This window comes from Pseudonocardia sp. Ae150A_Ps1, assembly GCF_001932315.1.
Taxonomy (GTDB): domain Bacteria; phylum Actinomycetota; class Actinomycetes; order Mycobacteriales; family Pseudonocardiaceae; genus Pseudonocardia.
Map to the genome: position 1 here is coordinate 5,801,316 of NZ_MCIJ01000001.1, position 26,587 is coordinate 5,827,902.

27 protein-coding genes are annotated in these 26,587 nt (G+C 75.3%); 21 read left to right on the forward strand and 6 right to left on the reverse strand.

The annotated features are described in order from the left end of the window. The first annotated feature begins 311 nt into the window (after positions 1-311). From Ae150APs1_RS27280 to hisB, 4 genes are read left to right on the forward strand one after another with little or no spacing between them, the layout of a single operon-like run. On the forward strand, positions 312-1,790 hold the full coding sequence (locus tag Ae150APs1_RS27280) for a hypothetical protein (RefSeq protein ID WP_083680524.1): 1,479 nt from the start codon (positions 312-314) through the stop codon (positions 1,788-1,790). 33 nt (positions 1,791-1,823) lie between these two features. Further along, on the forward strand, positions 1,824-3,164 hold the full coding sequence (hisD, locus tag Ae150APs1_RS27285; RefSeq protein ID WP_075301156.1) for a histidinol dehydrogenase: 1,341 nt from the start codon (positions 1,824-1,826) through the stop codon (positions 3,162-3,164). Then, on the forward strand, positions 3,161-4,282 hold the full coding sequence (locus Ae150APs1_RS27290; RefSeq protein ID WP_075301158.1) for a histidinol-phosphate transaminase: 1,122 nt from the start codon (positions 3,161-3,163) through the stop codon (positions 4,280-4,282). Before hisD ends, Ae150APs1_RS27290 begins: the two co-directional genes overlap by 4 nt. After that, positions 4,279-4,881: an imidazoleglycerol-phosphate dehydratase HisB gene (hisB, locus tag Ae150APs1_RS27295; RefSeq protein WP_075301160.1), complete on the forward strand. Its 603-nt coding sequence runs from the start codon at positions 4,279-4,281 to the stop codon at positions 4,879-4,881. The genes Ae150APs1_RS27290 and hisB overlap by 4 nt, the downstream gene beginning before the upstream one ends. Here hisB and Ae150APs1_RS34020 read toward each other — a convergent pair. Together Ae150APs1_RS34020 and Ae150APs1_RS34025 are read right to left on the reverse strand one after the other, a co-directional pair. After that, positions 4,878-5,525 carry a response regulator transcription factor gene (locus Ae150APs1_RS34020; protein ID WP_010230981.1) on the reverse strand — a complete coding sequence of 216 codons (648 nt, stop codon included), beginning with the start codon at positions 5,523-5,525 and terminating at the stop codon, positions 4,878-4,880. The genes hisB and Ae150APs1_RS34020 overlap by 4 nt on opposite strands. Continuing rightward, on the reverse strand, positions 5,516-6,712 hold the full coding sequence (locus tag Ae150APs1_RS34025) for a sensor domain-containing protein (protein ID WP_075301162.1): 1,197 nt from the start codon (positions 6,710-6,712) through the stop codon (positions 5,516-5,518). The genes Ae150APs1_RS34020 and Ae150APs1_RS34025 overlap by 10 nt, the downstream gene beginning before the upstream one ends. Positions 6,713-6,822: 110 nt before the next feature. On the opposite strand from Ae150APs1_RS34025, the gene Ae150APs1_RS27310 reads away from it, so the two are divergent. The 7 genes from Ae150APs1_RS27310 (at position 6,823) to Ae150APs1_RS27340 (ending at position 14,540) form a co-directional block, all read left to right on the forward strand. Then, the gene (locus Ae150APs1_RS27310; protein WP_075301164.1) at positions 6,823-7,587 is read left to right on the forward strand and encodes an ABC transporter ATP-binding protein; all 765 of its coding nucleotides are present in this window, start codon (positions 6,823-6,825) and stop codon (positions 7,585-7,587) included. After that, on the forward strand, positions 7,584-9,953 hold the full coding sequence (locus Ae150APs1_RS27315; RefSeq protein WP_075301166.1) for an ABC transporter permease: 2,370 nt from the start codon (positions 7,584-7,586) through the stop codon (positions 9,951-9,953). Before Ae150APs1_RS27310 ends, Ae150APs1_RS27315 begins: the two co-directional genes overlap by 4 nt. 34 nt (positions 9,954-9,987) lie before the next feature. Further along, positions 9,988-10,620 (forward strand): imidazole glycerol phosphate synthase subunit HisH, encoded by a 633-nt coding sequence (hisH, locus tag Ae150APs1_RS27320; protein ID WP_010238669.1) that lies wholly within the window; start codon positions 9,988-9,990, stop codon positions 10,618-10,620. 30 nt (positions 10,621-10,650) lie between these two features. Then, positions 10,651-11,082: a VOC family protein gene (locus tag Ae150APs1_RS27325; RefSeq protein ID WP_075301168.1), complete on the forward strand. Its 432-nt coding sequence runs from the start codon at positions 10,651-10,653 to the stop codon at positions 11,080-11,082. A 607-nt stretch (positions 11,083-11,689) separates the two neighbouring features. After that, the gene (locus tag Ae150APs1_RS27330) at positions 11,690-13,345 is read left to right on the forward strand and encodes an HNH endonuclease signature motif containing protein (RefSeq protein ID WP_075301170.1); all 1,656 of its coding nucleotides are present in this window, start codon (positions 11,690-11,692) and stop codon (positions 13,343-13,345) included. Between the two features lie 221 nt (positions 13,346-13,566). Further along, a complete protein-coding gene (locus Ae150APs1_RS27335; RefSeq protein WP_249266497.1) occupies positions 13,567-14,091 on the forward strand; it encodes a DUF3558 family protein in 525 nt (174 codons plus the stop codon). A gap of 74 nt (positions 14,092-14,165) precedes the next feature. Further along, complete coding sequence (locus Ae150APs1_RS27340) at positions 14,166-14,540, forward strand: PE domain-containing protein (RefSeq protein WP_029239185.1); 375 nt, start codon at positions 14,166-14,168, stop codon at positions 14,538-14,540. Here the strand turns inward: Ae150APs1_RS27340 and Ae150APs1_RS27345 are convergent. Further along, a complete protein-coding gene (locus Ae150APs1_RS27345; RefSeq protein WP_075302681.1) occupies positions 14,533-15,228 on the reverse strand; it encodes an SDR family oxidoreductase in 696 nt (231 codons plus the stop codon). The genes Ae150APs1_RS27340 and Ae150APs1_RS27345 overlap by 8 nt on opposite strands. A 104-nt stretch (positions 15,229-15,332) precedes the next feature. Between Ae150APs1_RS27345 and priA the strand changes: the two genes are divergently transcribed. The 3 genes from priA to hisI are packed head-to-tail and all read left to right on the forward strand — an operon-like array spanning position 15,333 to position 17,214. Continuing rightward, positions 15,333-16,082 (forward strand): bifunctional 1-(5-phosphoribosyl)-5-((5-phosphoribosylamino)methylideneamino)imidazole-4-carboxamide isomerase/phosphoribosylanthranilate isomerase PriA, encoded by a 750-nt coding sequence (gene priA, locus Ae150APs1_RS27350; protein ID WP_075301174.1) that lies wholly within the window; start codon positions 15,333-15,335, stop codon positions 16,080-16,082. Further along, a complete protein-coding gene (gene hisF / locus Ae150APs1_RS27355; RefSeq protein ID WP_075301177.1) occupies positions 16,082-16,855 on the forward strand; it encodes an imidazole glycerol phosphate synthase subunit HisF in 774 nt (257 codons plus the stop codon). The genes priA and hisF overlap by 1 nt, the downstream gene beginning before the upstream one ends. After that, complete coding sequence (gene hisI / locus Ae150APs1_RS27360) at positions 16,852-17,214, forward strand: phosphoribosyl-AMP cyclohydrolase (RefSeq protein WP_010224570.1); 363 nt, start codon at positions 16,852-16,854, stop codon at positions 17,212-17,214. Before hisF ends, hisI begins: the two co-directional genes overlap by 4 nt. 37 nt (positions 17,215-17,251) lie before the next feature. On the opposite strand, the gene Ae150APs1_RS27365 is transcribed toward hisI, so the two are convergent. Next, complete coding sequence (locus tag Ae150APs1_RS27365; RefSeq protein ID WP_075301179.1) at positions 17,252-18,181, reverse strand: oxygenase MpaB family protein; 930 nt, start codon at positions 18,179-18,181, stop codon at positions 17,252-17,254. A 168-nt stretch (positions 18,182-18,349) separates the two neighbouring features. On the opposite strand from Ae150APs1_RS27365, the gene Ae150APs1_RS27370 reads away from it, so the two are divergent. Then, positions 18,350-19,003: a response regulator transcription factor gene (locus Ae150APs1_RS27370; protein WP_075301180.1), complete on the forward strand. Its 654-nt coding sequence runs from the start codon at positions 18,350-18,352 to the stop codon at positions 19,001-19,003. On the opposite strand, the gene Ae150APs1_RS27375 is transcribed toward Ae150APs1_RS27370, so the two are convergent. After that, positions 18,961-19,599, reverse strand: a complete 639-nt coding sequence (locus tag Ae150APs1_RS27375; protein WP_075301182.1) for a TetR family transcriptional regulator — start codon at positions 19,597-19,599, stop codon at positions 18,961-18,963. The two genes, Ae150APs1_RS27370 and Ae150APs1_RS27375, sit on opposite strands and share 43 nt — an antisense overlap. A 55-nt stretch (positions 19,600-19,654) precedes the next feature. On the opposite strand from Ae150APs1_RS27375, the gene Ae150APs1_RS27380 reads away from it, so the two are divergent. Genes Ae150APs1_RS27380 through Ae150APs1_RS27400 form a run of 5 tightly spaced genes read left to right on the forward strand, consistent with a single transcriptional unit; the run spans position 19,655 to position 24,346 of the window. Further along, positions 19,655-21,241, forward strand: coding sequence for an anthranilate synthase component I (locus tag Ae150APs1_RS27380; protein ID WP_075302683.1), 1,587 nt, complete (start codon positions 19,655-19,657; stop codon positions 21,239-21,241). Further along, positions 21,238-21,864, forward strand: a complete 627-nt coding sequence (locus tag Ae150APs1_RS27385) for a Trp biosynthesis-associated membrane protein (protein WP_075301184.1) — start codon at positions 21,238-21,240, stop codon at positions 21,862-21,864. Before Ae150APs1_RS27380 ends, Ae150APs1_RS27385 begins: the two co-directional genes overlap by 4 nt. Positions 21,865-21,913: 49 nt before the next feature. After that, complete coding sequence (trpC, locus tag Ae150APs1_RS27390; RefSeq protein ID WP_249266498.1) at positions 21,914-22,762, forward strand: indole-3-glycerol phosphate synthase TrpC; 849 nt, start codon at positions 21,914-21,916, stop codon at positions 22,760-22,762. Positions 22,763-22,766: 4 nt separating this feature from the next. After that, positions 22,767-23,702 (forward strand): prolipoprotein diacylglyceryl transferase, encoded by a 936-nt coding sequence (lgt, locus tag Ae150APs1_RS27395; RefSeq protein ID WP_075301186.1) that lies wholly within the window; start codon positions 22,767-22,769, stop codon positions 23,700-23,702. Further along, positions 23,699-24,346 (forward strand): DUF2461 domain-containing protein, encoded by a 648-nt coding sequence (locus Ae150APs1_RS27400; protein WP_010239804.1) that lies wholly within the window; start codon positions 23,699-23,701, stop codon positions 24,344-24,346. Before lgt ends, Ae150APs1_RS27400 begins: the two co-directional genes overlap by 4 nt. A gap of 354 nt (positions 24,347-24,700) precedes the next feature. Here Ae150APs1_RS27400 and Ae150APs1_RS27405 read toward each other — a convergent pair whose 3' ends face one another. Beyond that, entirely contained in the window at positions 24,701-25,057 is a 357-nt protein-coding gene (locus tag Ae150APs1_RS27405; RefSeq protein ID WP_075302687.1) for a VanZ family protein, read from the reverse strand. Between the two features lie 94 nt (positions 25,058-25,151). Here Ae150APs1_RS27405 and pyk point away from each other — a divergent pair, with 94 nt between their 5' ends. Then, complete coding sequence (gene pyk / locus Ae150APs1_RS27410) at positions 25,152-26,576, forward strand: pyruvate kinase (protein WP_075301188.1); 1,425 nt, start codon at positions 25,152-25,154, stop codon at positions 26,574-26,576. The last annotated feature ends 11 nt before the right edge of the window (positions 26,577-26,587 follow it).

Below are 26,587 nucleotides of genomic sequence, written 5' to 3' on the forward strand. Positions count from 1 at the left end.
TAGACGGTCACGGGATCCGTCGAGTGCAGCGCGACGAGATCGTCCGCGATCGCGGTGACGTCGTCGGTGCGGGTGTGCGGGGCGAGCCGGTGCCGGGTCACGAGCCGGGCCCGGCGCTCGTCGTCGCCCACATGGAGGTCCACGGCCCGGAGACTGCCACGCGGCACCGACAACGACCTCGGCCGCACACCGGACCGGGCTCCGGGCGGCTCGACACGAACAGGAGCGTCATTCCCGGTCGTCGCCGCCATTTTCGCACGTCACCGACGCGTCGACGTCCCACGGCGACGATTCGGTGCCAGACTCCGGACGTGCTCACCCCCACCCGGCCTCCGGAGGTGCGCCGGGGGCGGCACCGGGCGCCCGTACCGGCGCCGTCGTGGCTCCTGCCCGCCGCGCTGCCGGCCGGTGCGGCCGTCCTCGCGGCCGGGGTGTTCCTGCTCGTCCGGGACGCGCTCGTGGACGACGCCTACATCACGCTCACCTACGTGCGGAACCTCGCGTTCCACGGGCACTGGGGTGCGAACCTCGACGGGATCTCCCACACCGCGACCTCGCCGCTGAACGTGCTGCTGCAGGCCGTGGTCACCGTCGTCGTGCGGGACGCGGTCGTCGCCGCCGGGATCGTGCTCGCCGGGCTCGCCGCGACCGTCACCTGGTGGTCGCAGCGCACCGGGGACCATCTCGGGTGGCCGCGCTGGACCGCGGCGCTGCCGGCCGCGCTGCTCCTGGTGAACCCGCTGCTGCTGTCGACCGTCGGGCTGGAGACCTACCTGGCGGTGACGCTGCTGGCCGGGCTGGCGTACGCGGCCGTCACCGGGCGGGTGGTGGTCGCGGGCGTCGTCTGCGGGCTGCTGACGCTGACCCGGCCGGACCTCGTCGTGGTCGCGGCCGTCGCCGCGCTCGCCGTGCCGGTGCTGCGACGCCGGCTCGCCACGGTGCTGGCGGCCGCGGTGGCGGTGTCGCTGCCCTGGTACGCGTTCTCCTGGGTGGCGCTCGGCTCGGTCGTGCCCGACACCGTGCTGTGGAAGATCGGCGACAGCTGGGGCAGGCACCACATCACCTTCACCGACGGGCTGTTCGTCTACCACGAGCGCTTCCCGGAGGCGACCGTCCTCGCCCTGCTCCCGGCGGCCGCCGGGCTGGTCGGCGGGGTGTCCTGGCTGCTCGCGCGCCGTCCCGGGGCGGTCGCGCCGGTCGTGCTGGGGCTCGGTGCAGTGGTGCACGCGGGCGCGTTCGTCGTGATCGGCACCGCGCCGTACCACTGGTACTACGGGCCCGCGGTCGGCGCGCTGAGCCTGCTGGCGGCCTGGACGGTCGGGGCGCTCGCGACCGGTGTTCCCGCCGTCGTCCTCGGGGTGGCCGCGGCGGGGCTCGTCGTGGTCTCCGGCGAGTTCGACCTGCGGCACGGCACCCCGTGGACGGTCGCGCCGATCGCGACGAACCGGGCGACGACGGCGGAGTACGCGACCGTCGCCGCCGGGCTGCACGGCAAGGTCGTCTCCGCCGGTGAGCTCGGGGCGCTGGCCTACTTCTGCGCCGACCGCTGCGCGATCGACGACCCGCTGTCCGAACGGGCCCCGATGCTCGCCCGGATCGAGCAGCGACGGGCCGCCGCCGGTCCGGTGACGCGGGTGCTGCTCGACGCCAACTACCTCTTCCTGGAACCGGCGCCGTACCACCGCGGGACGACCCGGCTGGTCTCCCGGTCCGGGCACCACCCGGAGGGTGTGGACGTCGGCACCCCGTGGTCGGGTCCGGAGAACCTCCGGCTGGTGCCGGTGGGCTGAGTCGGTGTCGGCCCCCACCGTACGCTGGGGACCATGCTCCGCCGCCTCGACCTGCGCCCCGACGTGCCCGGTGCGCCGCTGCCCCGCCCGGCGACCCTGCGCGGGATGATGCCGCGCGCCGAGCTGGACATCGACGCCGCGCTCGACGCGGTGCGCCCCCTGGTGGAGGACGTGGCCGAGCGCGGTGCCGCCGCCGCGCTCGACGCCACGGAGCGGTTCGACAAGGTCCGCCCGGAGACCGTGCGGGTGCCGGCCGCGGCGGTCGCCGCCGCCCTGCGCGACCTCGACCCCGCGGTGCGCGAGGCACTGGAGACGTCGATCGGGCGGGCCCGCACGGTGCACGCCGACCAGCGCCGGGCCGACGTCGTGACGCAGGTGGTCCCGGGCGGCACCGTCACCGAGCGGTTCGTCCCCGTCCGCCGGGTCGGCCTCTACGCGCCCGGCGGGCTCGCGGTCTACCCGTCGTCGGTGATCATGAACGTGGTCCCGGCCCAGGCGGCGGGGGTGGAGTCGCTGGTCGTCGCCTCCCCGGCGCAGGCCGAGTTCGGCGGCCGGCCGCACCCGACGATCCTGGCCGCGGCGGCGCTGCTCGGCGTCGACGAGGTGTGGGTGGTCGGCGGCGCGCAGGCCGTGGCGCTGATGGCCCACGGCGGTACCGACACCGACGGCGCCGAGCTGGAGCCGGTCGACATGGTGACCGGGCCGGGCAACGTCTACGTCACCGCCGCGAAGCGGATGCTCCGCGGCCTGGTCGGGATCGACGCCGAGGCCGGCACCACCGAGATCGCGATCCTCGCCGACGCCACCGCCGACGCCGCGCACGTCGCCGCTGACCTGGTCTCGCAGGCCGAGCACGACCCGAACGCGGCGTCGGTGCTGGTCACGGACTCCGACGAGCTGGTCCGGCAGGTCGAGGCGGAGCTGGAGACCCGGGTCGGGGCGACCAAGCACACGGAGCGGGTCCGCACGGCGCTGACCGGCCCGCAGTCCGGTGTGATCCTGGTGTCGTCGGTCGACGACGGTGTCGCCGTCGTCGACGCCTACGCCGCGGAGCACCTGGAGATCCAGACCGCCGATGCGGCCGCCGTCGCCGCGCGCATACGGAACGCCGGCGCGATCTTCGTCGGGGCCTGGTCACCGGTCTCGCTCGGCGACTACTGCGCCGGGTCCAACCACGTGCTGCCGACCGGTGGCTGCGCCCGGCACTCCGGCGGGCTCTCGACCGCGACCTTCCTGCGCGGCGTGCACGTCGTCGACTACAGCGAACAGGCGCTGCGCGACGTCGCGGCGCAGGTCGTGACGCTGGCCGACGCCGAGGACCTGCCCGCCCACGGCGAGGCCGTGACCGCCCGCTTCGAGGAGGCCCGGACGTGACCCCCGGTGAGAACGTCCGGCTCGACGAGCTGCCGCTGCGCGCCGACCTGCGCGGGAAGAGCCCGTACGGGGCCCCGCAGCTCGACGTCGCGATCCGGCTGAACACCAACGAGAACCCGTACCCGCCGCCGCCGGAGCTGGTGGCCGACATCGCCTCCGCCGTGGAGGAGGCCGCCCGGGAGCTGCACCGCTACCCGGACCGCGACCACGTCGCGCTCCGTGCGGACCTGGCCACCTACCTGTCCCGGCAGACCGGTGTCGAGCTGACGCGGGAGAACCTGTGGGCGGCGAACGGCTCGAACGAGATCCTGCAGCAGCTGCTGCAGGTCTTCGGCGGCCCGGGCCGCACCGCGCTCGGGTTCGTGCCGAGCTACTCGATGCACCCGATCCTCGCGTCCGGCACGCAGACCGAGTTCGTCGGTGTCCCGCGCCGCGACGACTTCACCGTCGACGTCGAGGCCGCCGTCGCGGCGCTCCGCGACCGGGCGCCGGACGTCACCTTCATCACCAGCCCGAACAACCCGACCGGGCAGTCGATCGCCCCGGAGGACCTCGCCCGCCTGGTCGACGCGGCGCCCGGGATCGTGATCGTCGACGAGGCCTACGCCGAGTTCGCCGAGGCCACCGGCCGCCCGAGCGCGACCACGCTGCTCGCGACGCACGGCCACAAGCTCGTGGTGTCGCGGACGATGAGCAAGGCGTTCGCGTTCGCCGGGGGCCGGCTCGGCTACCTCGCGGCCGCGCCCGCCGTCGTCGAGGCGTTGCAGCTGGTGCGGCTGCCGTACCACCTGTCGGTGCTGACCCAGGCGTCGGCGCGGGCCGCGCTGCGGCACGCCGACGCCACCCTCGGCTCGGTCGCGCTGCTCGCCGCCGAGCGCGACCGCGTGTCGGGGGAGCTGGCCGCCGCGGGTTACGACGTGGTGCCCAGCGACGCCAACTTCATCCTCTTCGGCCGGTTCGCCGACGCCGGGCGCGCCTGGAAGGGATTCCTGGAGCGAGGCGTCCTCATCCGCGACAGCGGGATCCCCGAGCGGTTGCGTGTCACGCTCGGCACGCCCGAGGAGAACGACGCCTTCCTCGCCGCCGCCACCGACCTCGCCACGAAGGAGCTGCTGTGAGCAACCGAGTGGGGCGCGTCGAGCGCGTCACCAAGGAGACCCGGATCACCGTCGAGATCGACCTCGACGGCACCGGCCGTAGCGAGATCGACACCAAGGTGCCGTTCTACGACCACATGCTCGACGCGTTCGGCAAGCACGGCTCGTTCGACCTGTCGGTCCACGCCGACGGTGACACCGAGATCGACGCCCACCACACCGTCGAGGACGTCGCGATCGTGCTCGGCCAGGCGATCCGGCAGGCGCTCGGCGACAAGACCGGGATCCGCCGGTTCGGCGACGCGTGGATCCCGATGGACGAGGCGCTGGCCCAGGCCGTCGTCGACGTCTCCGGGCGGCCGTACACGGTCTGCACCGGCGAGCCGGAGATGATGCGCGGCTTCGTCGTCGGCGGGCACTACCCGACCGTGCTGAACAAGCACGTGTTCGAGTCGCTGGCCTTCCACGGCCACCTCGCGCTGCACGTGCGGGTGATCGACGGCCGGGACCCGCACCACATCACCGAGGCGGAGTTCAAGGCCGTCGCGCGGGCGTTGCGCGCCGCGACCGAGGCCGACCCGCGGGTCACCGGGGTGCCGTCGACCAAGGGCGCGCTCTAGGACCCCGACCGGAGCCGGGCCAGCACCGCGAGCACCCGCCGGTGCCCGGCGGTGTCGGCAGGCAGGTCGAGCTTGGTGAACACCGCGCGGACGTGCTTGTTCACCGCCGCGTCGGACAGCACGAGCGCGGCGGCGATCTCGGCGTTCGACCGGCCCTGCGCCATCAGGTCGAGCACCTCCCGCTCGCGCGGGGACAGCCGCCCGACCGGGTCCCGCCGTCGCCGGACCAGCCGCTGCACGACCTCCGGGTCGAGCACGGTCCCGCCCGCGGCCACCCGCTCGGCGGCGGTCGCGAAACCGGTCACGTCGGCGACCCGGTCCTTCAGCAGGTAGCCGACGCCCGCGCCGTCGCCGGTGTCGAGCAGCGCCTCCGCCGCGACCGGCTCGACGTACTGGGACAGCACCAGCACCGGCAGGCCGGGATCGGCGGTCCGCAGACCGACGGCGGCGCGCAGGCCGTCGTCGGTGTGGTCCGGTGGCATCCGGACGTCGGTCAGCACGAGGTCCGGCCGGTCCCGCCGGACCGCACCGAGCAGCGCCGGGGCGTCGGCGACGGCGGCGACGACGGTGTGGGAGAACCGCTCCAGCAGTGCGACGAGCCCCTCCCGCATGAGGACGGCGTCCTCGGCGACGATCACGCGCACGGCAGCTCCACCGGTAGCAGGGTCGGGCCGCCGGGAGGGCTGGAGAGCCGCACCCGTCCGCCCGCGAGCGCGACCCGCTCGGCCAGCCCGGTGAGACCGGACCCGCCCCCGGGGTCGGCGCCGCCGCGGCCGTCGTCGCGGACCTCGAGGACGAGCTGGTCGGCGTGCCGGCGCCCGGTGACCGTCGCCGACCGGGCCCCGCTGTGCCGGGCGGTGTTGGTCAGGGCCTCGACGAGGACGAAGTACGCGGTCGTCGCGACCCGCGGCGGCAGCAGGCCCGCCGGTCGCAGGTCGACCTCGGTCGGCACCGGGCAGCGCGCCGCGTGGTCCTCCACGGCGGCGGCCAGCCCGTCGTCGGCGAGGGTCCGCGGGTCGAGCCCGCGGACGAGGTCGCGCAGCTCGGCGAGCGCGAGCCCGAGCTGGTCGCGGGCGTCGTCCAACCGGGCCGCCGCGGGGGAACCGTCGGCGGCGTCGAGGCGGGCCAGCCCGAGTGTCACCCCGAGCGCGACGAGCCGTTGCTGCGCACCGTCGTGCAGGTCCCGCTCGATCCGGGCGCGCTCGGTCTCGAACGCGCCGATCAGCCGCCGGGTGGCGACGTCGGCGATCCCCGGCCCCAGCTCGGCGCCACGCGGACCGAGGACGGTGCGGGTCAGCGCGGCCCGCGCACCGGCCCAGGCGGTCACCGTCCACGGCGCCGCGAGGAGCAGCAGGACACCGACGATCACCAGCGGCCACGCCGTCGGGTCGTCGACGGGGGAGAGGGCCAGCAGCACCGGCAGGACGAGGGAGAAGCCGAGGACGCAGGCGTCCAGCGCGGCCAGTCCGGTCGCGACGAGCAGCGCGAACCCGACCTCCCGCCAGGTGACGGCGGCCCGCCACCACGGCCCGGGCGGGCGGGGCGGCGCGGGCAGCGGCTCGTCGTCGACCAGCCGCAGCCGCCGTCGTTCCAGTGCCGCCAGCGGCCGTCCTGCCGACAGGACGGCCAGGACCAGCAGCGATCCGGTGCCGACGGCGAGCGCCGGCCCACCCAGCACCAGTCCGGAGCCGGGCACCGCGAACGCGCCCAGCACGACGGCGCCGAGTGCCGCTCCGGTGACGAGGTAGCCGAGCGAGCGCCACGGCCACGGCGTCGCGAGGAACCGCAGCGGCTGCTGGTCCATCGCCTGCCAGGCCGTCGCGATCCGCACACCCCGCAACGTAGGAGATCGCGGCGCCGCGCGCGGCAGTGCCAGGGCTACCTCCGCTCTCCCGTGCGGGTGACCGCGCCCGGCCCGGTCGCCGGGGTCTGCTCGGGAGCATGACCCCTCCTCTCGAACTGCGGGCCGTCCGCCGGGTGCACTCCGGCGCCGGTCCCGCGGTCGCCGCCCTCGACGGCGTCGACCTCACCCTGCGTCCCGGGACCCTCACCGCGGTGATGGGGCCGTCCGGCTCCGGCAAGTCGACGCTGCTGCACTGCGCGGCCGGGCTCGACGTGCCGACGTCGGGCCACGTGCTGCTCGACGGCACCGACCTCGGTGCGCTGTCCGAACGCCGCCGCACGCTACTGCGCCGCGAACGGATCGGGTTCGTGTTCCAGGCGTTCAACCTGGTCACCTCGCTGACGGCCGCGCAGAACGTGGCACTGCCCGCGCGGCTCGCGCGGCGGCGCGTCTCTCGGGACGCGGTGACGGCGGCCCTGGACGAGGTCGGGCTCGCCGACCGCGCCGGGCACCGCCCCGCACAGCTGTCCGGGGGGGGGAGGGGGGGGCAGCAGCGGGTCGCGATCGCCCGCGCCCTGCTGTCCCGCCCGGCGACGGTGTTCGCCGACGAGCCGCCCGGCGCGCTCGACTCGACGTCGTCGGCGCAGGTCCTGGGGCTGCTGCGGCGGTGCACCGACGTGGCCGGGGTGACGACGCTGATGGTCACCCACGATCCGGCGGCCGCGGCCTGGGCGGACGAGGTGGTGGTGCTGCGCGACGGTCGCCTGCACGAGCGGTTCGGCGTCCCGGGCCGGCCGGGGGACGGGGACACGGCCACCGGGATCGCCCGCCGCGTCGCGGGGCGCGCGGGTGCCGTCCGATGATCGCCGCGGCGAACCTGCGGACCCGGTGGCGGGAGCTGCTCGCGACGGTGCTCGTCGTCGCCGTCGGGGTGGGGCTGCTCGGCGCGGTCCTGCTGGCCGCCGGGGCCGCCCGGCCGCCGGTGCAGGAGCGGCTCTCGGCGACGTCGGCGCTGGTCGTCCCGCCCCGGGTCGCGGAGTTCCGGACTCCGCGGTCCGACGGACGGGTCCCGTGGCCGTCGGCCGGGGCCGCCGCCGTCGCCGACCGGCTCGGCGCGACCCCGGGGACGACGGCGGTGCCCGATCGGTCGTTCCCCGCCGTCCCGATGCCGGGCGGCATCCCGGCCGGGGACCCGGAGGACCGGGAGGGCGGGCACGGCATCGCGAGCCTCGCGCTCGGCGGGTACCGGATCGTCGCGGGCGGGTCGCCGTCGGTTCCCGGCGAGGCCGTCGTCGGGGCGGACCTGGGCCTGCGCCCCGGTGCGGAGCTGCCGGTGCTGTTCGCCGACGCCGTCCGCCCGGTCCGGGTCACCGGCGTCACCGACGGGCCCGGGGTCTATCTGACGGACGCGGAGGCGGCCCGGTTCGCGCCCGGTGTCCGGACGATCGGGGTGCTCGGTCCGGTGCCGGCGTCGCAGGTCCCGCCCGGCGCGGCGGTGCTGACCGGCGACGACCGCGGCGCCGTCGAGCCGGTGCAGGACTCCCGCGTCCGGTACCGCGGCGACCAGCTGCTCGCCGCGCTCGGCCTGCTGACCGGGGTGACGACGGTCGTCGTCGGGTCGGCGGCGCTGTCCACCGCGGTCGCCGGGCGGCGGCGCGAGCTCGGGCTGCTGCGCGCGGTCGGTGCCACGCCCGGCCAGGTCCGGCGGGTGGTGCTGGGGGAGGCCACGCTGGTCGGGGCCGCGGGTGCGGCGCTGGGAACGGCGCTCGCGGCCGCGCTCGGGCCGGCGCTGTACCGGGCGCTCGTCGCGGTGGACGCCGCGCGGCCGGTCGGGTCCGTGCCGGTGACGCCGGGGCCGCTGCTCGTCGCGGCCACGGCGGGGATCGTGCTGGCGCTCGGCGGTGGCCTCGCCGCGTCGAGGACGGCGGCGCGCGCGGTGCCGCTGGACGCCGTCACCGACCGCGGTCCCGCCGGCCGGGCCGGACGGCCGCGGCTGGTCACCGGGCTCGTCGTCGCGGTCGGCGGCGGGGTACTCGCGGTGCTCACCGCCGGTGCGGAGGGCGACGGCCGGATCGGGCTCGCGCTGGCGGCCGGGGCGGTGCTCGTGGTGGCCGCGGCGCTGCTGGCGCCCGCGGTGATCGCCCTGCCCGGTGGGCTCGCCGCCGTCCCGTCCCGGCGCGCACGAGCCCGTGGCTCCGGGCCGCTGTCCGGAGGGGCCGTGCCGGGCCTCGTGCGGACCGGGCTGACCGCCGCACCGGCGCGGTCGGCGGCGGTGGCGGCACCGGCCGTCGTCGCGGTCGGGTTCGCGGTCCTGATCGGCGGCCTGGTCGACACGATGGCGGCGGCCTACCCGGCGCAGCGGACCGCGGTGCTGGCCGGCAGCGTCGCCGTCGAACAGGCAGGGGCGCCGGGGATCCCGGACACCACCGCCCGCGCGCTGTCCGTCCCCGGCGCGCGGGTCCCGCTGCCGACCGTCCTGGTGCTGCGCGGCCCGGCCGGTCCGACCGCGGTGGACGCCGTCGGCACCGCCGACACCGCGCTCGTCCGGCCGGGGGAGGTGGTGCTCTCCGAGCCGGCCGCGGCCGGCCTCGGGGTGGTGGCGGGCGACGTGCTGCCCGTCCGGTTCGCCGACGGCAGCGACCCGGCGCTGCGGGTCTCCCGGGTGCTGCCACCGGACGAGCGGCGCGGGGACGTCGCCGTCGCACGGGACGACGTCCGTGCGCACGACCCGGCCGCGCTCACGGACACGGCGTTCCTCCCCTCGGACGCCGTGCCGGATCCGCCGCCGGCGGGCGTCACCGTGCGGGACGCGCGGTCCTACGCCCTGGCCGACTACGCCGTCGACGCCCAGCTCACCGACGCGCTCGCCGCGCTGCTCGTCGCCGTCTCGTCCGGTTACGGAGGGCTGGCCGTCGTGAACGGCATCGCGGCCGCCACCCGCTCCCGCCGCCCCGACCTCGCGGTGCTCGCCGCGGCCGGTGCGACGCCCGGGCAGCGGATCGCGGTGGCCGCGGCCGAGGCGGGCGCCGCGACGCTCGTCGGGGTCGTGCTGGGCGTCGCGGTCACCGTCGCGCCGCTCCTGGCGGTCGCGTCGGGGCTGTCGGTCGCGACCGGCGCGCCGGTCGCGGTGGTGATCGGTCCCGGGACCGTTGCCCTGGCCGCCGGGGCCTGCCTGGCGGCGGCGGCCGGGACGTCGGCCGTCGTCACGGCCCGCGCCGGGCGGTCCTGACGGTCGGCCACGGACCGGCGACTATCCTGGCCCGGTGACACGGATCGTCGTCCTCGACTACGGCTCGGGAAACCTCCGCTCCGCCGAACGGGCGCTGGAACGCGTCGGCGCGGACGTCACCGTCACGTCCGACTTCGACGCCGCGGTCGAGGCCGACGGGCTCGTCGTCCCGGGCGTCGGTGCGTTCGCGGCCTGCATGAAGGGTCTGCACGAGGTCCGCGGCCCGCAGATCATCGGCAGGCGCCTGGCCGGGGGACGGCCGGTGCTCGGCATCTGCGTCGGGATGCAGGTGATGTTCGAGCGCGGCGTCGAGTTCGGCGAGGACACCGAGGGCTGCGGCGAGTGGCCCGGGACCGTGGAGCGGATCCAGGCCGACGTCCTGCCGCACATGGGCTGGAACACCGTGCGGGTTCCCGACGGCAGCACCCTGTTCGCCGGGCTGGACGACGCGACCCGCTTCTACTTCGTGCACTCGTTCGGTGTGCGACGGTGGGAGCTGCAGGAGTCGCACGCGATCGCCCCGCCGAAGGTCACCTGGACCCACCACGGCGAGGACGTCGTCGCGGCCGTCGAGAACGGGCCGCTCACGGCCACGCAGTTCCACCCGGAGAAGTCCGGAGACGCCGGGGCGACCGTGCTGGAGAACTGGCTGACGTCCGTCGGCTGAGCGGACCCGGTGAGAGGGGATGATCGAGCCTTGCTGCTGAGCGGGGTCGACCACATCGCCACCCTGACCCACGATCCCCGGCGCCTCGGGGCCTTCTACGAGGCGGTGTTCGACGCCGAGATCGGGCCGACCCGGTCGCACGGGCAGGACGCCGAGGAGACGATGACGGTGATGCGGATCGGTCCGCACACCGAGCTCAACGTGTTCACCGTGCCCGGCAGCGACGAGGCCGACCGCCAGACCCCGATGTGGCACCGCGGGCAGCTGGACCACGTCGGTCTGCGGGCGTCGTCGTACGCGGCGTTCGCGACGATCCGGGAGCGGCTGATGGCGCACGGCGCCTCGGACGGCACGGTCAACGACTTCGGCGCGGCCTTCAGCATGTTCTTCCGCGACCCCGACGGTCTCGAGGGCGAGGTGCTCGTCCCCAAGGCGGCCGACGGGTCGCACCCCGTCGGCTGACACCGGCGGGCGCGGGCTCCCCGGCCACCCGCCGCTCGCGTTCCCGCCTGCCGGTGCGGCTCGCCGGCCCGGCCGCGCACCGGTGTGCCTGCCCGCGGTATCGCTCGTCGCACGCGTCCGGGCTCGCTCGTATCGTGGCTGTGGCGCCAGCGCCGTCGCCGCTCCGCCTGCGTCCCGTTCCGGCGGTGACCAGCGGTCTCGCCGGTTCCGCGGGGACGGTGAGAAGTGCGGGATCGCGCCTCCGATCGGCGGGGCTGCGCCCTTTCGCCGACGGGGCTCGCCCGGCTCGGGCGGTGGGCGGGTGGGCCGTCGCGGGATCGACCACGGAGCTGCAGCCTGCCTCGGTGCTGGGTCCGCCTGGGTGTTCTGGCGTGTTGTGGTGCTGGGTCTGGGGTGGTGCCCGGTCGGCCTCGGTGCCCCGGCGCGCGCGGTGCCCGGTCCGCCGCGGTGCCCCGGCCCGTCCCGGCGGCACAGCCCGTCCCGGTGGCACAGCCCGTCGGCACCATGGCCCGCCGCCGATCGATCGGGCCGAGCGGTCGTGTCCTTGCGCCGGATGGGCTCAGGTTCTTCTAGAGGGGACTGTCACGGCACCGGTAGAATCGAACACATGGTCGATCTGGACGGCGATCTGGTCTCGCTGGACGCGGTGCTCGCCGACCCGTGCCCGCACGGGATGCCCCGCAGTCTGTGCGCGCGGCTGTGCGGCGACGACGAACCGTGGGCGGCGACGGTGCACCGGGACCGGCCGGTGGGGCACGGGCTCGCGTTGGAGTGCCAGACCGCGGGCGGGATGAGCGACCTGCTCTCCGACGAGCAGGTGCTCGCCGTGGTGGAAGGGGCAGAGCGGATGGTGCGCTGGGCCTCGGCGTTGCGGACCCGGATGCTGGGCGAGTTCGCGTCCCGGCACCCGGCGGGGTCGCGCGCGGCGCCACCCGACGCGGATCCGCGAGCGGTGTGCGAGGTGTCGCGGTGGTTGCCGGACCAGGTCGCGCTGGTCCTGGGCGTGAGCCGGGACCAGGCGCGGGGCCTGCTGGGGGAGGCGTTGCGGTTCCGGCAGGTGCTGCCGCGGACGCTGTCGACGTGGGAGCCGGGGGAGATCGACGAGCGCCTCGCGTGCGCGATCGGCGACGCCATCGCCGTGTTGTCCGACGAGCTCGCCCGGGAGGTCGAGGACCGGATCCTGGCCGGTGCACCGGGGACGCCGTACCGGCTGCTGCGGGACCGACTGCGTCGCGCGATCGCGCGGGCCGATCCCGACGGCGCCCGGGTCCGGCACGAGCGGGCGAAGGCGGACCGGCGGATGTCGATCAGTCGTGGCGACGAGGGGATGGCCTCGCTGTGGCTGGGCGGCACGGCGGAGCAGACCGAGGCGTCGTGGCGGTGCGTGGACCGGCTGGCCCGGTCGCTCGGCACGGACGATCCGCGGACGTTGGACCAGCGGCGGGTCGACCTGGCTCACCAGCTGTTGCAGGGCACGCTGTCGGTGACCGACCTGGGCAGCGTCTGCGCCGCGGTCGAGGGCGAGCTCGGCAGGGCGGGTGCCGAGGCGGTGTCGGTCGGTGAGGTGGCGTCGATCGGTGAGGCGGTGTCAGTCACCGAGGCGGTGGTCCGGGCGCTCGCGGCGAAGCCGGATCCGTCCGACGTGATCGGGCGCAAGCCGTTGATCCAGGTCGTGGTCTCCCTCGACACCCTGCTCGGCGCGGATCGGCCGGCGGAGCTGGTCGGGCACGGTCCGATCCCGGCGGTCACCGCTCGCGCGCTGGCCGCGGGCGGGGTGTGGCAGCGGCTGGTGACCGATCCGTTGTCGGGCGTGTGCCTGGACCACGGGCGCAGCACCTACCACCCGCCGGAGGGTCTGGCCGACTTCGTGCGGTCGCGGGACGGGACGTGCCGTGGCCCGTCGTGCACCCGGCCGATCCGGGACCTGGATCACCTGGTGCCGTGGGCCGCAGGCGGACCGACGAGCGCGGCGAACCTGCACGGACTGTGCCTGGGGCATCACAAGCTGAAGGACGTGGCGGGCTGGCAGGTCCTGGCCGGGCCGGACGGCGCGTTGACCTGGATCAGCCCGTGCGGCTGGTCGGAGACCACGCGGCCGAAGGACTACCGGTACATCAGCGATCCGCTCGACCGGCGCGCGGACATAGCTGGACCGCGGACGGCCACCGGACCGTCCGACGATCCGGCCGAGCTGACGCCCAGCCCGGATCCCGAAGTGGTCGAAGCCGGGGTGGGAAATCCGTCCGAAGCGCCGCCGTTCTGACCGGTGATCGCTCAGAGCGGACGTGGACCGAGCGTCTGCCCGGTGCTTCGACAGCTCGAGGCGGGGGCACGGCCGCCGGCCGATGCCGGACTTCGCTCCGGTGTACCGGTTGCGCTGATCGGGCCCGTCCGGGAGGAGGGCGTCGCTAGTCTCGCCGGACGCGCCCGACTGGAGGATCCGTGGCCCGTTCGCATGCCCGTCGACGTCGGATGGTCGCCCTGATGGTGGCGACTGTGGCGACGGTGGCCGGCTGCAGCTCTGCCCCGGCGGCTCCGCCCGATCCGTTCCCGCCCCGGCCGGCGGAGATCGACATCGAGCGGCTGGACCCGTGCGCTCTGGTGGGGGCCCGCGCTCGTTCCGACCTCCGAGTGGGGACGGGCAGGCCGGCGACCGCCGTGTCGAGTGGGACGACGACGCGTGCGTGCGGCTGGGGCAGCCTGGACACCCCGTTCGACTACAGCGTCCAGCTGATCCCGCAGGACGCGGCGGATGCCGTGGGTGCCCCCGGAGCGGTCGTCGGCACGATCGCGGGATACGGGACGGTCCGGATCGTGGAGCGTGAGGCCACCTATCCGCTCTGCGAGATCCTCGTCGACGTCGGGGAGGCGCAGCTGATGCGGATCCAGGTGCAGACCGTCGAACGGCAGCGGGGCTCGGGCGCGCCGTACCCGGTCGACCAGGTCTGTGCGCAGGCGGACGCCGCCGCGACCGAGGCACTGGAGAGCGCGCGCCGGAGGGTCTCCTGACATCGGGTTCGCTCGTGCGAACCGGGCTGTGGAGAACCGCGTGGGCGGGATCGTCGGCTCCTACCGTTCCGGGCGTGACGATCGCAGCGAACTCACCCCGCGGAACCGCCTCGGACAGCCTGATGGTGCAGGTCGACGCCCACAACGTCCTGGCGGTGCACGCACTGCTCGCCGCGCAGGCGGAGGCGATGATGGCCGCCCTCCGGGACGCGAACGGGTTGCGCGCCATCCCGCGGTGCGGTGACGACGTCGTGTCCGTCGACGCACAGGCCGTGTTCCAAGCGAAGATCGACTCCATTCTCGACATCCACCAGGCGCACGCCGACGAGGTCCGCGAGGCCGCCGACCGGCTCCGGGAGGCGGCGTTGCAGTACGAGTACACCGACGACGACATCGCCGCCGCGCTCGTTCCCGCCCGCGAACGGCTCGGGCTGCCCGCGCTCAGCTGACCGCGTACTCCCCGCTCCGCAGGTCGAACGTGACGGTCCGCCGGTCGTCGCGCAGCGCGTCGAGCACGTGCCCGACGAGGGCGCCGACGTCCGAGCCCGCGCTGATGCCGGTCGGCAGGGTCCCCGCCACGGCCCGGTCGGCCAGGCCGGTCTCGATGTGCGGCGGGCGGACGTCGAGCACCCGCACGCCCTGCCGTCGCGCGGCCGGGCGGGTCGCGGTCAGCCACGCCGAGAGCGCCGCCTTGGACGCCGAGTAGGTCGCCATCCCGGGCGTCGGGACGTCGGCGAGGATCGCGGAGATCATCGCGACGGTGCCGCCGCCGTCGTCCTTCGGCGGGAACCGGCGCAGCGCGGCCCGGCCCAGCGCCATCGGGGCCTGCGCGTTCACCGTCAGGAGGTGCTCGGTGACCACGTCGGTCTCGGCCTCGTCACCGAACCCCGCCACCCCGATCGCGACGACCAGCAGGTCCAGCCCGCCGAGCGCGTCCGCCGCCTCGTCGACGACGGCGGCGCACCGCTCCAGGTCCAGCGCGTCGAGGGTGAAAGCCGGCTCGTCGCCCTGCCCGGCCGGTGCGGACCGGCCCGCCAGCGCGAGCGTCGCGCCGGCGTCGCGCAGGGCGTCGGTCAGCGCCGCACCGAGCACTCCCGTCGCACCGACGACCAGCGTGCGTGCCCCGGAGAGATCCATGCCGGCGACGGTAGGGCCGCCGGCGCCGGGTCGCGCGCCGAGTTCGACGACGCCGTCCCCGGCCACCCCCGGGCCGTGGGGCGGCCCTGGATACCCTTGGCCCCGTGAGCTTCACGTTGCTTCCCGCGGTGGACGTCGTCGACGGCCAGGCCGTCCGGCTGGTGCAGGGCGAGGCCGGCACCGAGACCGGTTACGGCTCGCCCCTGGAGGCCGCCCTGACCTGGCAGCGCGGCGGCGCCGAGTGGGTGCACCTGGTCGATCTCGACGCGGCGTTCGGGCGGGGCTCGAACGCCGAGCTGCTCGCCGAGGTCGTCGGCACGCTGGACCTGTCCGTCGAGCTGTCGGGCGGCATCCGCGACGACGAGTCCCTCGAGCGCGCGCTGTCGACCGGCGCCGCCCGGCTCAACCTCGGCACGGCCGCGCTGGAGAACCCGGAGTGGTGCCGGCGTGTCCTCGCCGAGCACGGCGACCGGATCGCGATCGGGCTCGACGTCAAGATGATCGACGGACGGCGCCGGGTCGCCGGCCGCGGCTGGACCACCGACGGCGGTGACCTCTGGGAGGCCCTGGAGCGGCTCGACCGCGACGGTGCGGCCCGCTACGTCGTCACCGACGTCTCCAAGGACGGCACGCTGCAGGGCCCGAACGTCGACCTGCTCACCGAGGTCGCGAAGGCGACCACGGCGCCGGTCGTCGCGTCGGGCGGGATCGCCGAGGTGGCCGACCTGGTCCGGCTCGCCGAGGTCGCCGCGACCGGCGTGAACATCGAGGGCTCGATCATCGGGAAGGCGCTCTACGCCGGCCGGTTCACCCTGCCGGAGGCGCTGGAGGCCGTCTGGAAGGTGGGTGCGTGATGGGCGTCGCGGTCCGCGTCATCCCCTGCCTGGACGTCGACGCCGGGCGCGTGGTGAAGGGCGTCAACTTCAAGGAGCTCCGCGACGCGGGCGACCCGGTCGAGATGGCCCGCGTCTATGACGCGGAGGGCGCCGACGAGCTGACCTTCCTCGACGTCACGGCGTCGTCGTCGGACCGCGGGACGATGATCGACGTCGTCCGGCGCACGGCCGAGCAGGTGTTCATCCCGCTGACCGTCGGCGGCGGCATCCGCACCCCCGACGACGTCGACCGGGTGCTCCGCGCCGGTGCCGACAAGGTCGGTGTGAACACCGCGGCGATCGCCCGGCCGGAGCTGCTGCACGAGATGTCGCGGCGGTTCGGCTCGCAGTGCATCGTCCTGTCGGTCGACGCCCGCCGGGTCCCGGAGGGCGGGCAGCCGCAGCCGTCGGGCTGGGAGGTCACCACGCACGGCGGCCGACGTTCCGCGGGGATCGACGCCGTCGAGTGGGCCGAGCGCGGCCAGGAGCTGGGCGTCGGCGAGATCCTGCTCAACTCGATGGACGCGGACGGCACCCGCGCCGGGTTCGACCTGGAGATGATCGAGGCCGTCCGGAAGGTGGTCGACGTCCCGGTGATCGCCTCCGGCGGTGCGGGCGCGGTCGAGCACTTCACCCCGGCCGTCCGCGCCGGCGCCGACGCCGTGCTCGCGGCCAGCGTGTTCCACTTCGGACAGCTGCGGATCGGCGAGGTCAAGGACGCGATGCGCGACGGGGGAGTGGAGGTCCGATGAGCACGCGGGTCACCGAGTCGGCGCTGGACCCTGCGGTCGCCGCCCGGCTCAAGCGCGACGCCGACGGCCTGGTCTGCGCGGTCGTCCAGTCGCGGGCCGGTGAGGTGCTGATGGTCGGCTGGATGGACGACGAGGCGCTGCACCGCACGCTGACCACCGGCCGCGGCACCTACTGGTCCCGGTCCCGGCAGGAGTACTGGGTCAAGGGCGACACGTCGGGGCACGTGCAGCACGTGCACGAGGTGCGGCTGGACTGCGACGGCGACGCCGTGCTCGTCGTCGTCGACCAGGAGGGCCCGGCCTGCCACACCGGCACCCGGACCTGCTTCGACACCGACGTCCTGCTCGCCGCCGAGTAGCGGAGCAGCGGAGTAGCGGAGAGCAGCGGAGCAGCGGTTACGGATGCACCGGCGGCATCGGGGGCACCGGTGGCGCCGGCTCCGGGGGCGCGCTCGTCACCCAGCGGATCCCCGCGGTGATCAGCGTCCCGCCGGCCCGGACGACGGTCGCCTCGGTGACCGGCAGCCACGGCAGCCGCAGCGGCATCCGCGCCCAGCGCGGCAGCAGGCCCACCGACGCGGCCGCCAGCACGCCGTAGGGCACCCGCGCGGTCAGCGGCAGCGGCGGTTCCAGGAGCAGGAACCGGGCGGCGTCGCGGGCCTCCGGGGTGCCGCGCAGCTCCGGCCGGTACCCCTCCATCTGTGCGGCCAGCTCCGCGGCCGTCTCCGGTGGGTCCGGCACGCCCAGCGCGCGGGCGACGCGAGCGGTGTCGGCGACGTAGCGGTCCCGGCCCGCCGCGTCGAGCGGCTCGCTGCCGTAGCGGTCGTGCGCGGTGAGGAAGCTGTCGATCTCGGCGACGTGCACCCAGCGCAGCAGGTGCGGGTCCGACGCCGAGTAGGGGCGCCCGTCCGGCGCCGTCCCCTGCACGTACCCGTGCGCGTGCCGGATCCTCGCGATGACGCGCTCGGCCTCCTCGGCCGGGCCGAACGTCGTCGCGGCCAGGAAGTACGACGTCCGCTGCAGCCGTCCCCACGGGTCGCCGCGGAACCCCGAGTGCCCCGCGACGCCGGCCATGGCGAGCGGGTGCAGCGACTGCAGCAGCAGCGCGCGCAGCCCGCCGACGAACATCGACGCGTCGCCGTGCACCCGGCGGATCGGGGCGTCGTCGTCGAACCAGCGGGGGCCGTCGGCGCCGAGGATCCGGGCCCGGCGGCCGGAGCCCTCGTCGCCGGCGACCCGGGAGAACACCGCCGAGCCGACCCGGGACCGCAGGGCCGCGAGCCGGTCGGTGACGGCGCCGGGCAGCAGCGCGACGGGATCGGTCATCACCTCAGTGTGCGGGCGGCGCCGGGACCCGGCCACCGCGCCGCCGGGCGGCCGCCTCCGGCTGCGCCGACCGGGCCACGGTGGGCACGGGACCGGCGCGGCGCGACCCGGAACGGCCGCGACCTGGGGTAGGACGGTCCCCGGGACGGCCGGGCCGAGGGGAGCGACATGACCGTCGGGGTGCTGCTGGTGGACGACGACGCGGTCCGCGCCGGCCTGCGCGCCGTGGTCGCCGCCGAGCCAGATCTCACCGTCGTCGGGGAGACCGCCCGGGGTGCCGAGGCACCGGGGCTGGTCGCCTGGCTGCGCCCCGACGTCGTCCTCGCCGGCGTGCGGTTGCACACCACCGGCGACCTCACCGTCACCCGGGACCTGCTCGCCCGGCCGGACCCGCCGCGCGTGCTGGTGCTGACGACGTTCGGCCACGACCGCCGGGTGTACGACGTGCTCTGTGCGGGAGCGTCCGGGTTCCTGCTCCGGCGCACCCCGTCCCGCGACGTCGCCCGCGCCGTGCGGACCGTCGCGGCGGGGGAGGCGCTGCTGTTCCCCGCCGCCGTCCGCGAGCTGGTCGCCGGGTTCGCGCCCGCCGGCGGGGACCGGCTGGCCGGGGCGGGGCTGACCGCCCGCGAGGGCGAGGTGCTGCGACTGGCGGCGCGGGGGCTGTCCGACGCCGAGATCGCCGACGAGCTGCGCCTCGACGTGCCGACGGTGACGGCGGACGTCGCGGCGGTGCTCGCCAAGACCGGCGCACGGCACCGGACGCAGGCCGTCGTGACCGCCTACGCCTCCGGGTTCGTCGACCCCAGGTTCCCGGTCAGGTAGCGCTGCACGGTCGGGCCGATCGACGCGACGAGCTCCTCCCGGGAGGCCGACGCCAGCGGTTCCAGCCGCACCACGTACCGCATCATCCCCAGCCCGATCAGCTGCGACGCGACCAGCGCGCCCCGTTCCGCGTGCCGGTCCGGCGACACCCGCTCCGTCACCGGCTGCAGGATCACCCGGGTGACGAACTCGCGCAGCATCCGGGCGGCGAACTCGTGCCCGGCGACGCTGCGCAGCAGCGCGGCCATCGCACCACCGTCGCCGGCGGTGTCCCACACGGAGAGGAAGCCGCCGACCACCCGCTCGCCGACGTCCCGCGGGTCGCCGCCGAGCACCTCGGCCCGCACCCGGGCCGGGTCGATCTCCAGCTCCAGGGTCGCGACGAACAGCTGGTCCTTGCCACCGAACCAGTGGTTGACCATCGCCGCGTCCACCCCGGCGCGCTCCGCGATCCGGCGGACGGTGGCGCCCTCGTAGCCGCGCTCGGCGAACTCGGCGCGGCCCGCCGCGAGCAGCGCGGCCCGGGTGTCGGTGCCGCCCGAACGACGCCCGCGGCGCCGCCGGGGCTGCTCGGCGTCGGCCTGGGAGGCGGTCATGACCCCATCTTCACCCGCCCGACCGTGCCCGTCACGGTGGGGGACAATGCTCGCCATGACCGCTGTGCCCGGCACCACGACCGTCCTCTCGGCCGCAGCGTTGGGAGCGGTGAGCCCGAGCCGCGAGGAGTTCCGCGAGCTCGCCCGCGCGCACCGGGTGATCCCGGTGACCCGGCGCCTGCTGGCCGACGACGAGACCCCGGTCGGCGTCTACCGCAAGCTGGCCGACGGCCGTCCCGGCACCTTCCTGCTGGAGTCCGCGGAGAACGGCCGGTCCTGGTCGCGCTGGTCGTTCGTCGGGGCGCGCAGCGCCGCCGCGCTGACCGCCGTCGACGGCGAGCTGCGCTGGACCGGTGAGGTGCCCGACGGCCTGCCCACCAGCGGCGACCCGCTCGACGCGCTGCGCACCGTCGTCACCGAGCTGCACTCCGAGCCGCTGCCCGGCCTGCCCCCGCTGACCGGCGGGATGGTCGGCTACCTGGGCTACGACGTCGTCCGCCGGGTGGAGCGGATCGCCGACCCGGACGACCCGGCCGTCGACGACCTGCAGCTCCCGGAGCTCGTGATGCTGCTGGCCACCGACCTGGCCGCGCTCGACCACCACGAGGGCACGGTCACCCTCATCGCGAACGCGATCAACTGGGACGCCTCGGACGAGCGCGTCGACCAGGCCTACGACGACGCCGTCGCCCGGCTGGACCGGATGACCGGCGAGCTGGGGGCCGCGGCGCCGTCGTCGGTGGCGGTGTACCGGCCGGGCGAGCCGCAGTTCCTCCGCCGCCGCACCCCGGCCGAGCACCACGCCGCGATCGAGGACGCGAAGGAGCAGATCCGGGCCGGCGAGGCCTTCCAGATCGTGCTCTCGCAGCGCTTCGAGATGGAGTGCGACGCCGACCCGCTCGAGGTCTACCGGGTCCTCCGCACCACGAACCCGAGCCCGTACATGTACCTGCTCAGCCTGGAGGACGCGGCGGGCGGGCCGCCGTTCTCGATCGTCGGGTCCAGCCCGGAGGCCCTGGTCAGCGTGCTCGACGGCCGCGCGACGACGCACCCGATCGCCGGTACCCGGTGGCGCGGCGCGACCGACGAGGAGGACGAGCTGCTCGAGAAGGAGCTCCGCGGCGACGAGAAGGAGCGCGCGGAGCACCTGATGCTCGTCGACCTCGGCCGCAACGACCTGGGCCGGGTCTGCGAGCCGGGCACCGTCACCGTCCGGAACTTCTTCGAGATCGAGCGCTACAGCCACGTCATGCACCTGGTCTCGACGGTCACGGGGCTGCTGCGCGGCGGACGTACGGCGTTCGACGCCGTCGTCGCCTGCTTCCCGGCGGGCACCCTGTCCGGCGCGCCGAAGGTCCGGGCGATGCAGGTCATCGACCGGCTGGAGCCGACCCGCCGCGGCCAGTACGGCGGCATCGTCGGCTATCTGGACTTCGCCGGGAACGCCGACACCGCGATCGCCATCCGTACCGCGATGATCCGCAACGGGACGGCCTACGTGCAGGCCGGCGGCGGGATCGTCGCCGACTCCGACCCGGCCGCCGAGGACACCGAGTGCCTCAACAAGGCCAGGGCGGTGCTGTCGGCCGTCGCGGCCGCGGGCTCCCTGCGGCCACCCGAGACGAACGGGTCCACCCCGTGACGGCCGCCGCCCCGGAACGCACCGATCGGCGGGCCCTCGGGCTCGTGGTCCTCGGCCTGCTGGCCGGGGCCGCGGCGCTGTGGGGATCCGGATCGGCGGCCTGGTTCGGCGTGGCGGTGCCGACGGGGACCCGCGGCACCGTCGAGGCGACCGCGACCGGGGCACAGCTGCAGCCGGCGGTGACGGCGGTCGCGGCGTTGCTGCTGGCGGCGGTCGCCGCGCTGGTGGCCCTGTCCGGCATCGCGCGCCGGCTGCTGGGCGTGCTCGTCGGGCTGGCGGCGATCGCCGCCGTCGGGCTGACGGTGCGGCTGCTCGTCGTCCCGCCGACGGCGGCCGAGCTCGCCTCGGCCCGGTCCGGGCTCACCGCGCCGAACGCGCCGGGTGGGATGGGCGCGGTGACGGCGACCCCGTGGCCGTGGCTCGCCGTCGCGGGTGGTGTGCTCGCGCTCGGGGCGGTCGTGCTCCTGGTGGTCCGGGAACCCCGGCTGCCGCGGCTCGGTGCGCGCTACTCCGCTCCCGGGGCACGGGAGCGGGCGACGGAGTCGGACCCGGACCGCGCGGCCTGGGAACGGCTGGACGCGGGCGGCGACCCGACGGTGGGGCCGCGTGAGGGGGAGAACTAGCATGGCGCCGACGACGGACGACGCGCGAGGTGGAGAAGGAGTCGACACGGTGGGCACGGGACAGCACGACGGAGCCGGCGGCGGTGTGCCGAGCGTCCTGGAATCCATCGTGGAGGGTGTCCGGGAGGACCTCGCCGAGCGGGAGAAGGCGGTCGATCTCGAGGAGATCAAGCGCCGGGCCGCGGCCGCGGCGCCTCCCCGGGACGCGATGGCCGCGCTGCGCGAGCCCGGTGTCGGCGTCATCGCCGAGGTGAAGCGGGCGAGCCCGTCCAAGGGGTCGCTGGCCGACATCCCGGACCCGGCCGACCTGGCGGAGACCTACGCCGACGGCGGCGCCCGCGTGATCAGCGTGCTCACCGAGCAGCGCCGGTTCGGCGGCTCGCTCGCCGACTTCGACGCCGTCCGTGCGCGGGTCGACGTCCCGCTGCTGCGCAAGGACTTCATCGTCACGCCGTACCAGGTGCACGAGGCCCGCGCGCACGGCGCGGACGTCGTGCTGCTGATCGTCGCCGCGTTGGAGCAGCCGGTGCTGGACTCGCTGCTCGACCGGGTCGAGTCGCTCGGGATGACCCCGCTCGTCGAGGTGCACACCGAGGAGGAGTGCGACCGCGCGCTGGAGGCCGGTGCGACGCTGATCGGCGTCAACTCGCGCAACCTGCACACCCTCGAGGTGAACCGCTCGGTGTTCGGCGAGATCGCGCCCGGACTGCCCTCGAACGTGATCAAGGTGGCCGAGTCCGGTGTCCGCGGCCCCGGTGACCTGCTCACCTACGCCGGCTGGGGCGCCGACGCGGTGCTCGTCGGCGAGGGCCTGGTGACCAGCGGCGATCCCGCCTCCGCGGTCCGCGGCCTGGTCGCCGCGGGGTTCCACCCGTCCTGCAGCCGCACCGGCGCCTGAACCAGTGCTCGCGTCCGCACTCACCCCGGCCGTCACCACCGCGCTCGCCGCCATCCCGAGTCCGGACCGTGGTGTCTGGCACCTCGGCCCGATCCCGATCCGCGCGTACGCGCTCTGCATCGTCGCCGGCATCGCGCTCGCGCTGTGGTGGGGGGAGAAGCGGCTCGTCGCCCGCGGCGGGCGGCCCGGCACGGTGCTCGACGTCGCCGTCTGGGCGGTCCCGTTCGGCCTGGTCGGCGGGCGGCTCTACCACGTCGCGACCGACTGGCAGACGTACTTCGGACCCGGCGGCGACCCGCTCGGCGCGCTGGAGATCTGGAACGGCGGGCTCGGCATCTGGGGCGCCGTCGCGCTCGGTGGTGTCGGTGCGTGGATCGGCTGCCGGCGCCTCGGCGTCCCGCTGCCGGTCTTCGCCGACGCCGTCGCGCCCGGAATCGTCGTCGCGCAGGCGGTCGGCCGGCTCGGCAACTGGTTCAACCAGGAGCTCTACGGCGGCCCGACGACGCTGCCGTGGGGGCTGGAGATCTACCGGCGGGTGGATCCGGCGACCGGGCTGGAGGACGCCCTCGGCGGCGTCGCGATCGACCCGACGCCGATCGCGGTCGTCCATCCGACGTTCCTCTACGAGCTGCTGTGGAACCTCGCCGTCGCCGCGGTCGTGGTGTTCGCCGACCGCCGGTTCCGGCTCGGCCACGGCCGCACCTTCGCCGTCTACGTCGCGGGCTACACACTCGGCCGGTTCTTCATCGAGCTGATGCGCACCGACCCCGCCACCCGGGTGTTCGGCGACCTGCGGATCAACGTCGTCGTGTCCGCCGTGGTGTTCGTCGGTGCGGTCGCCTACATCGCGTTCGCACCGAAGGGGCGCGAGGACTTCCGGCAGGCCGACCCCGAACCGGACCCCGACGAGGAGTCCGCGCCCGACCGCACGGAGGCGTGAGCGCCGTGGCCGGCTTCTCCGGCTTCGGCGACGCCGCGGTCGAGTTCTACGACGGCCTGCTCGCCGACAACTCCCGGGCGTACTGGACGGACAACCGCGAGGTCTACGAACGCGACGTCCGCGCCCCGATGCTCGCCCTCCTCGCCGACCTGGAGGACGAGTTCGGCGCCGGGAAGGTCTTCCGCCCGCACCGCGACGTCCGGTTCTCCGCGGACAAGACGCCGTACAAGACGCACTGCGGCGGCTACACCGCACCGTTCTACGTCGAGGTGTCGTCCGAGGGCATGCTCGCCGCGGGTGGCTACTACATGATGGCGCCCGACCAGGTCGCCCGGTTCCGCACGGCGGTGGACGACGAGCGCCGCGGCGAGGATCTCCGCGACCGGCTGGCGGCCGCCGAGAAGGACGGGCTGGCCGTCGGCGGGGAGACCCTCAAGACCCGCCCGCGTGGCACCGACCCCGACCACCCGCGACTGGACCTGCTGCGGCACAAGGGCCTCTTCGTGTCCCGCCGGTGGCCGCCGGACGAGGTCCTGCACGGCCCGCGGGCCAGGGACCGGGTCCGGAAGGTCTGGCGCGCAGCGGGTCCGCTCGCCGAGTGGCTGGCCGACCACGTCGGGCCGAGCGAGCAGCCCCGCCGCTGAGCGGCAGCGGTGCCGGGTCACAGGACTGCTGCGGCCGCCACTGCGTTCTGCCGGCCTGTCCTGCCGGCCTGTCCTGCCGGCCTGCGTGGCCCGCCGGGGGTGCCCTTCCGTCGAATCGCTTCCTCAGGCAGCGAAGTCCGGCAAGGGATCGGTCCTGGGCCCCGGGCCGGGTGTCCGGCGGTGTGTGTGCGATCCCCCCCCGGGGTGTCCTTCTGCGGAATCGCTTCCCCGAGCAGCGATTCCAGGAAAGGGCACCTGCGGATCCGGGCTCGCGCACCGGGGACGGCGTCCGCGGTGGTGTGTCGCCGGGGTCCTCGGTCTCGAACCGCTGACTCGGCCGGCGAGCAGCGCCGCTCAGCCGAGCCGCGAGCGTCCGGAGCGTTCCCCGGTGCGCAGCCGGGCCGTCGCGAGGTACAGGCCGAGTCCGAGCACGGCGCCGGCGACGTCGGTGAGTCCGTCCAGCACGTCGCCGCTGCGGCCGATCGGCAGCGCGGCCTGCAGCACCTCGGACGCCGCCGCGTACACGACGAGCCCGCCCAGCAGCGGCCACGGACGCAGCCCCGCGGTGCGCCCGGTCCAGGCGAGCAGGGCGAAGACGAGCAGGTGCACGATCTTGTCGGTGCCGGGCGGTGCGGTCGGCTCCCCGGATGCCGGGGTGAACAGCACGACCAGGCTGAGCAGGACCGCGAGGACGAACGGCTGGACACGCACGACCCCAGTCTCCTCCACCGGCTCCACCCGACCGGACACCGACTGGCCTTGCGCCGGGAACCTGATCGTTCCAGTACAGCGCTACGCTGGTCCCGTGACACGTCGAACCAAGATCGTTTGCACCATCGGGCCGGCCACCGCGACACCTGACCGGATCCGGGATCTCGTCGACGCCGGGATGGACGTGGCCCGGCTCAACTTCAGCCACGGCGATCGCGAGGACCACAAGCGCGTCTACGACATGGTCCGTGACGCCGCCGACTCCAGCGGTCGCGCCGTCGGCGTCCTGGCCGACCTGCAGGGCCCGAAGATCCGCCTGGGCCGGTTCACCGACGGGCCCACCGAGTGGCGCACGGGCGAGGAGGTGCGGATCACGTGCGACGACGTGGCCGGCACCCACGACCGCGTCTCCACCACCTACAAGGGACTCGCGCAGGACGCGAAGGTCGACGACCGCATGCTCGTCGACGACGGCAAGGTCGGCCTGCGGGTCGTGGCCGTCGAGGGCAACGACGTCGTCTGCCGGGTCACCGAGGGCGGCCCGGTGTCCGACAACAAGGGCCTCTCCCTGCCGGGGATGAACATCTCGGTGCCGGCGCTGTCGGAGAAGGACATCGCCGACCTCGAGTTCGCGATGGCGCTGCGGGCCGACGTCGTCGCGCTGTCGTTCGTGCGCAGCCCCGCCGACATCGAGCTCGCCCACAAGATCATGGACCGCACCGGCTACGGCCGGGTCCCGGTCGTCGCGAAGCTGGAGAAGCCGGAGGCGGTCGACAACCTCGAGGCCGTCGTCCTGGCCTTCGACGGGATCATGGTCGCCCGCGGCGACCTCGGCGTCGAGCTGCCGCTGCAGAACGTCCCGCTGGTGCAGAAGCGCGCGGTGCAGATCGCCCGGGAGAACGCCAAGCCCGTCATCGTGGCCACCCAGATGCTGGACTCGATGATCACCAACTCGCGGCCGACCCGCGCCGAGGCGAGCGACGTGGCGAACGCGGTCCTCGACGGCACCGACGCCGTGATGCTCTCCGGCGAGACGAGCGTCGGCCGGTTCCCGATCAAGACGGTGCGGACGATGGCCGAGATCGTCGAGGCCGTCGAGTCCGGCCCCGCGACCGTGCCGCCGCTGAACCACGTGCCGCGCACCAAGCGGGGCGTGCTGTCGTACGCGGCCCGCGACATCGGCGAGCGGCTCTCGGCGCGTGCGCTGGTGGCGTTCTCGCAGTCTGGTGACACCGTGCGCCGGCTCGCCCGGCTGCACACCCGGCTGCCGCTGCTGGCCTTCACCCCCGAGCCTGCGGTCCGCAGCCAGCTCGCGATGACCTGGGGTGTGGAGACCTTCCTGGTCGACAAGGTGGACTCGACCGACGCCATGGTCCGGCAGGTCGACCACGCGATCCTGTCGATCGGCCGGTTCAAGCCGGGCGACCTCGTCGTGATCGTCGCCGGCTCGCCGCCCGCGACCGTCGGCTCGACCAACCTGATCCGGGTGCACCGCCTGGGCGAGGACGATCTCACCTGATCCCGCATACT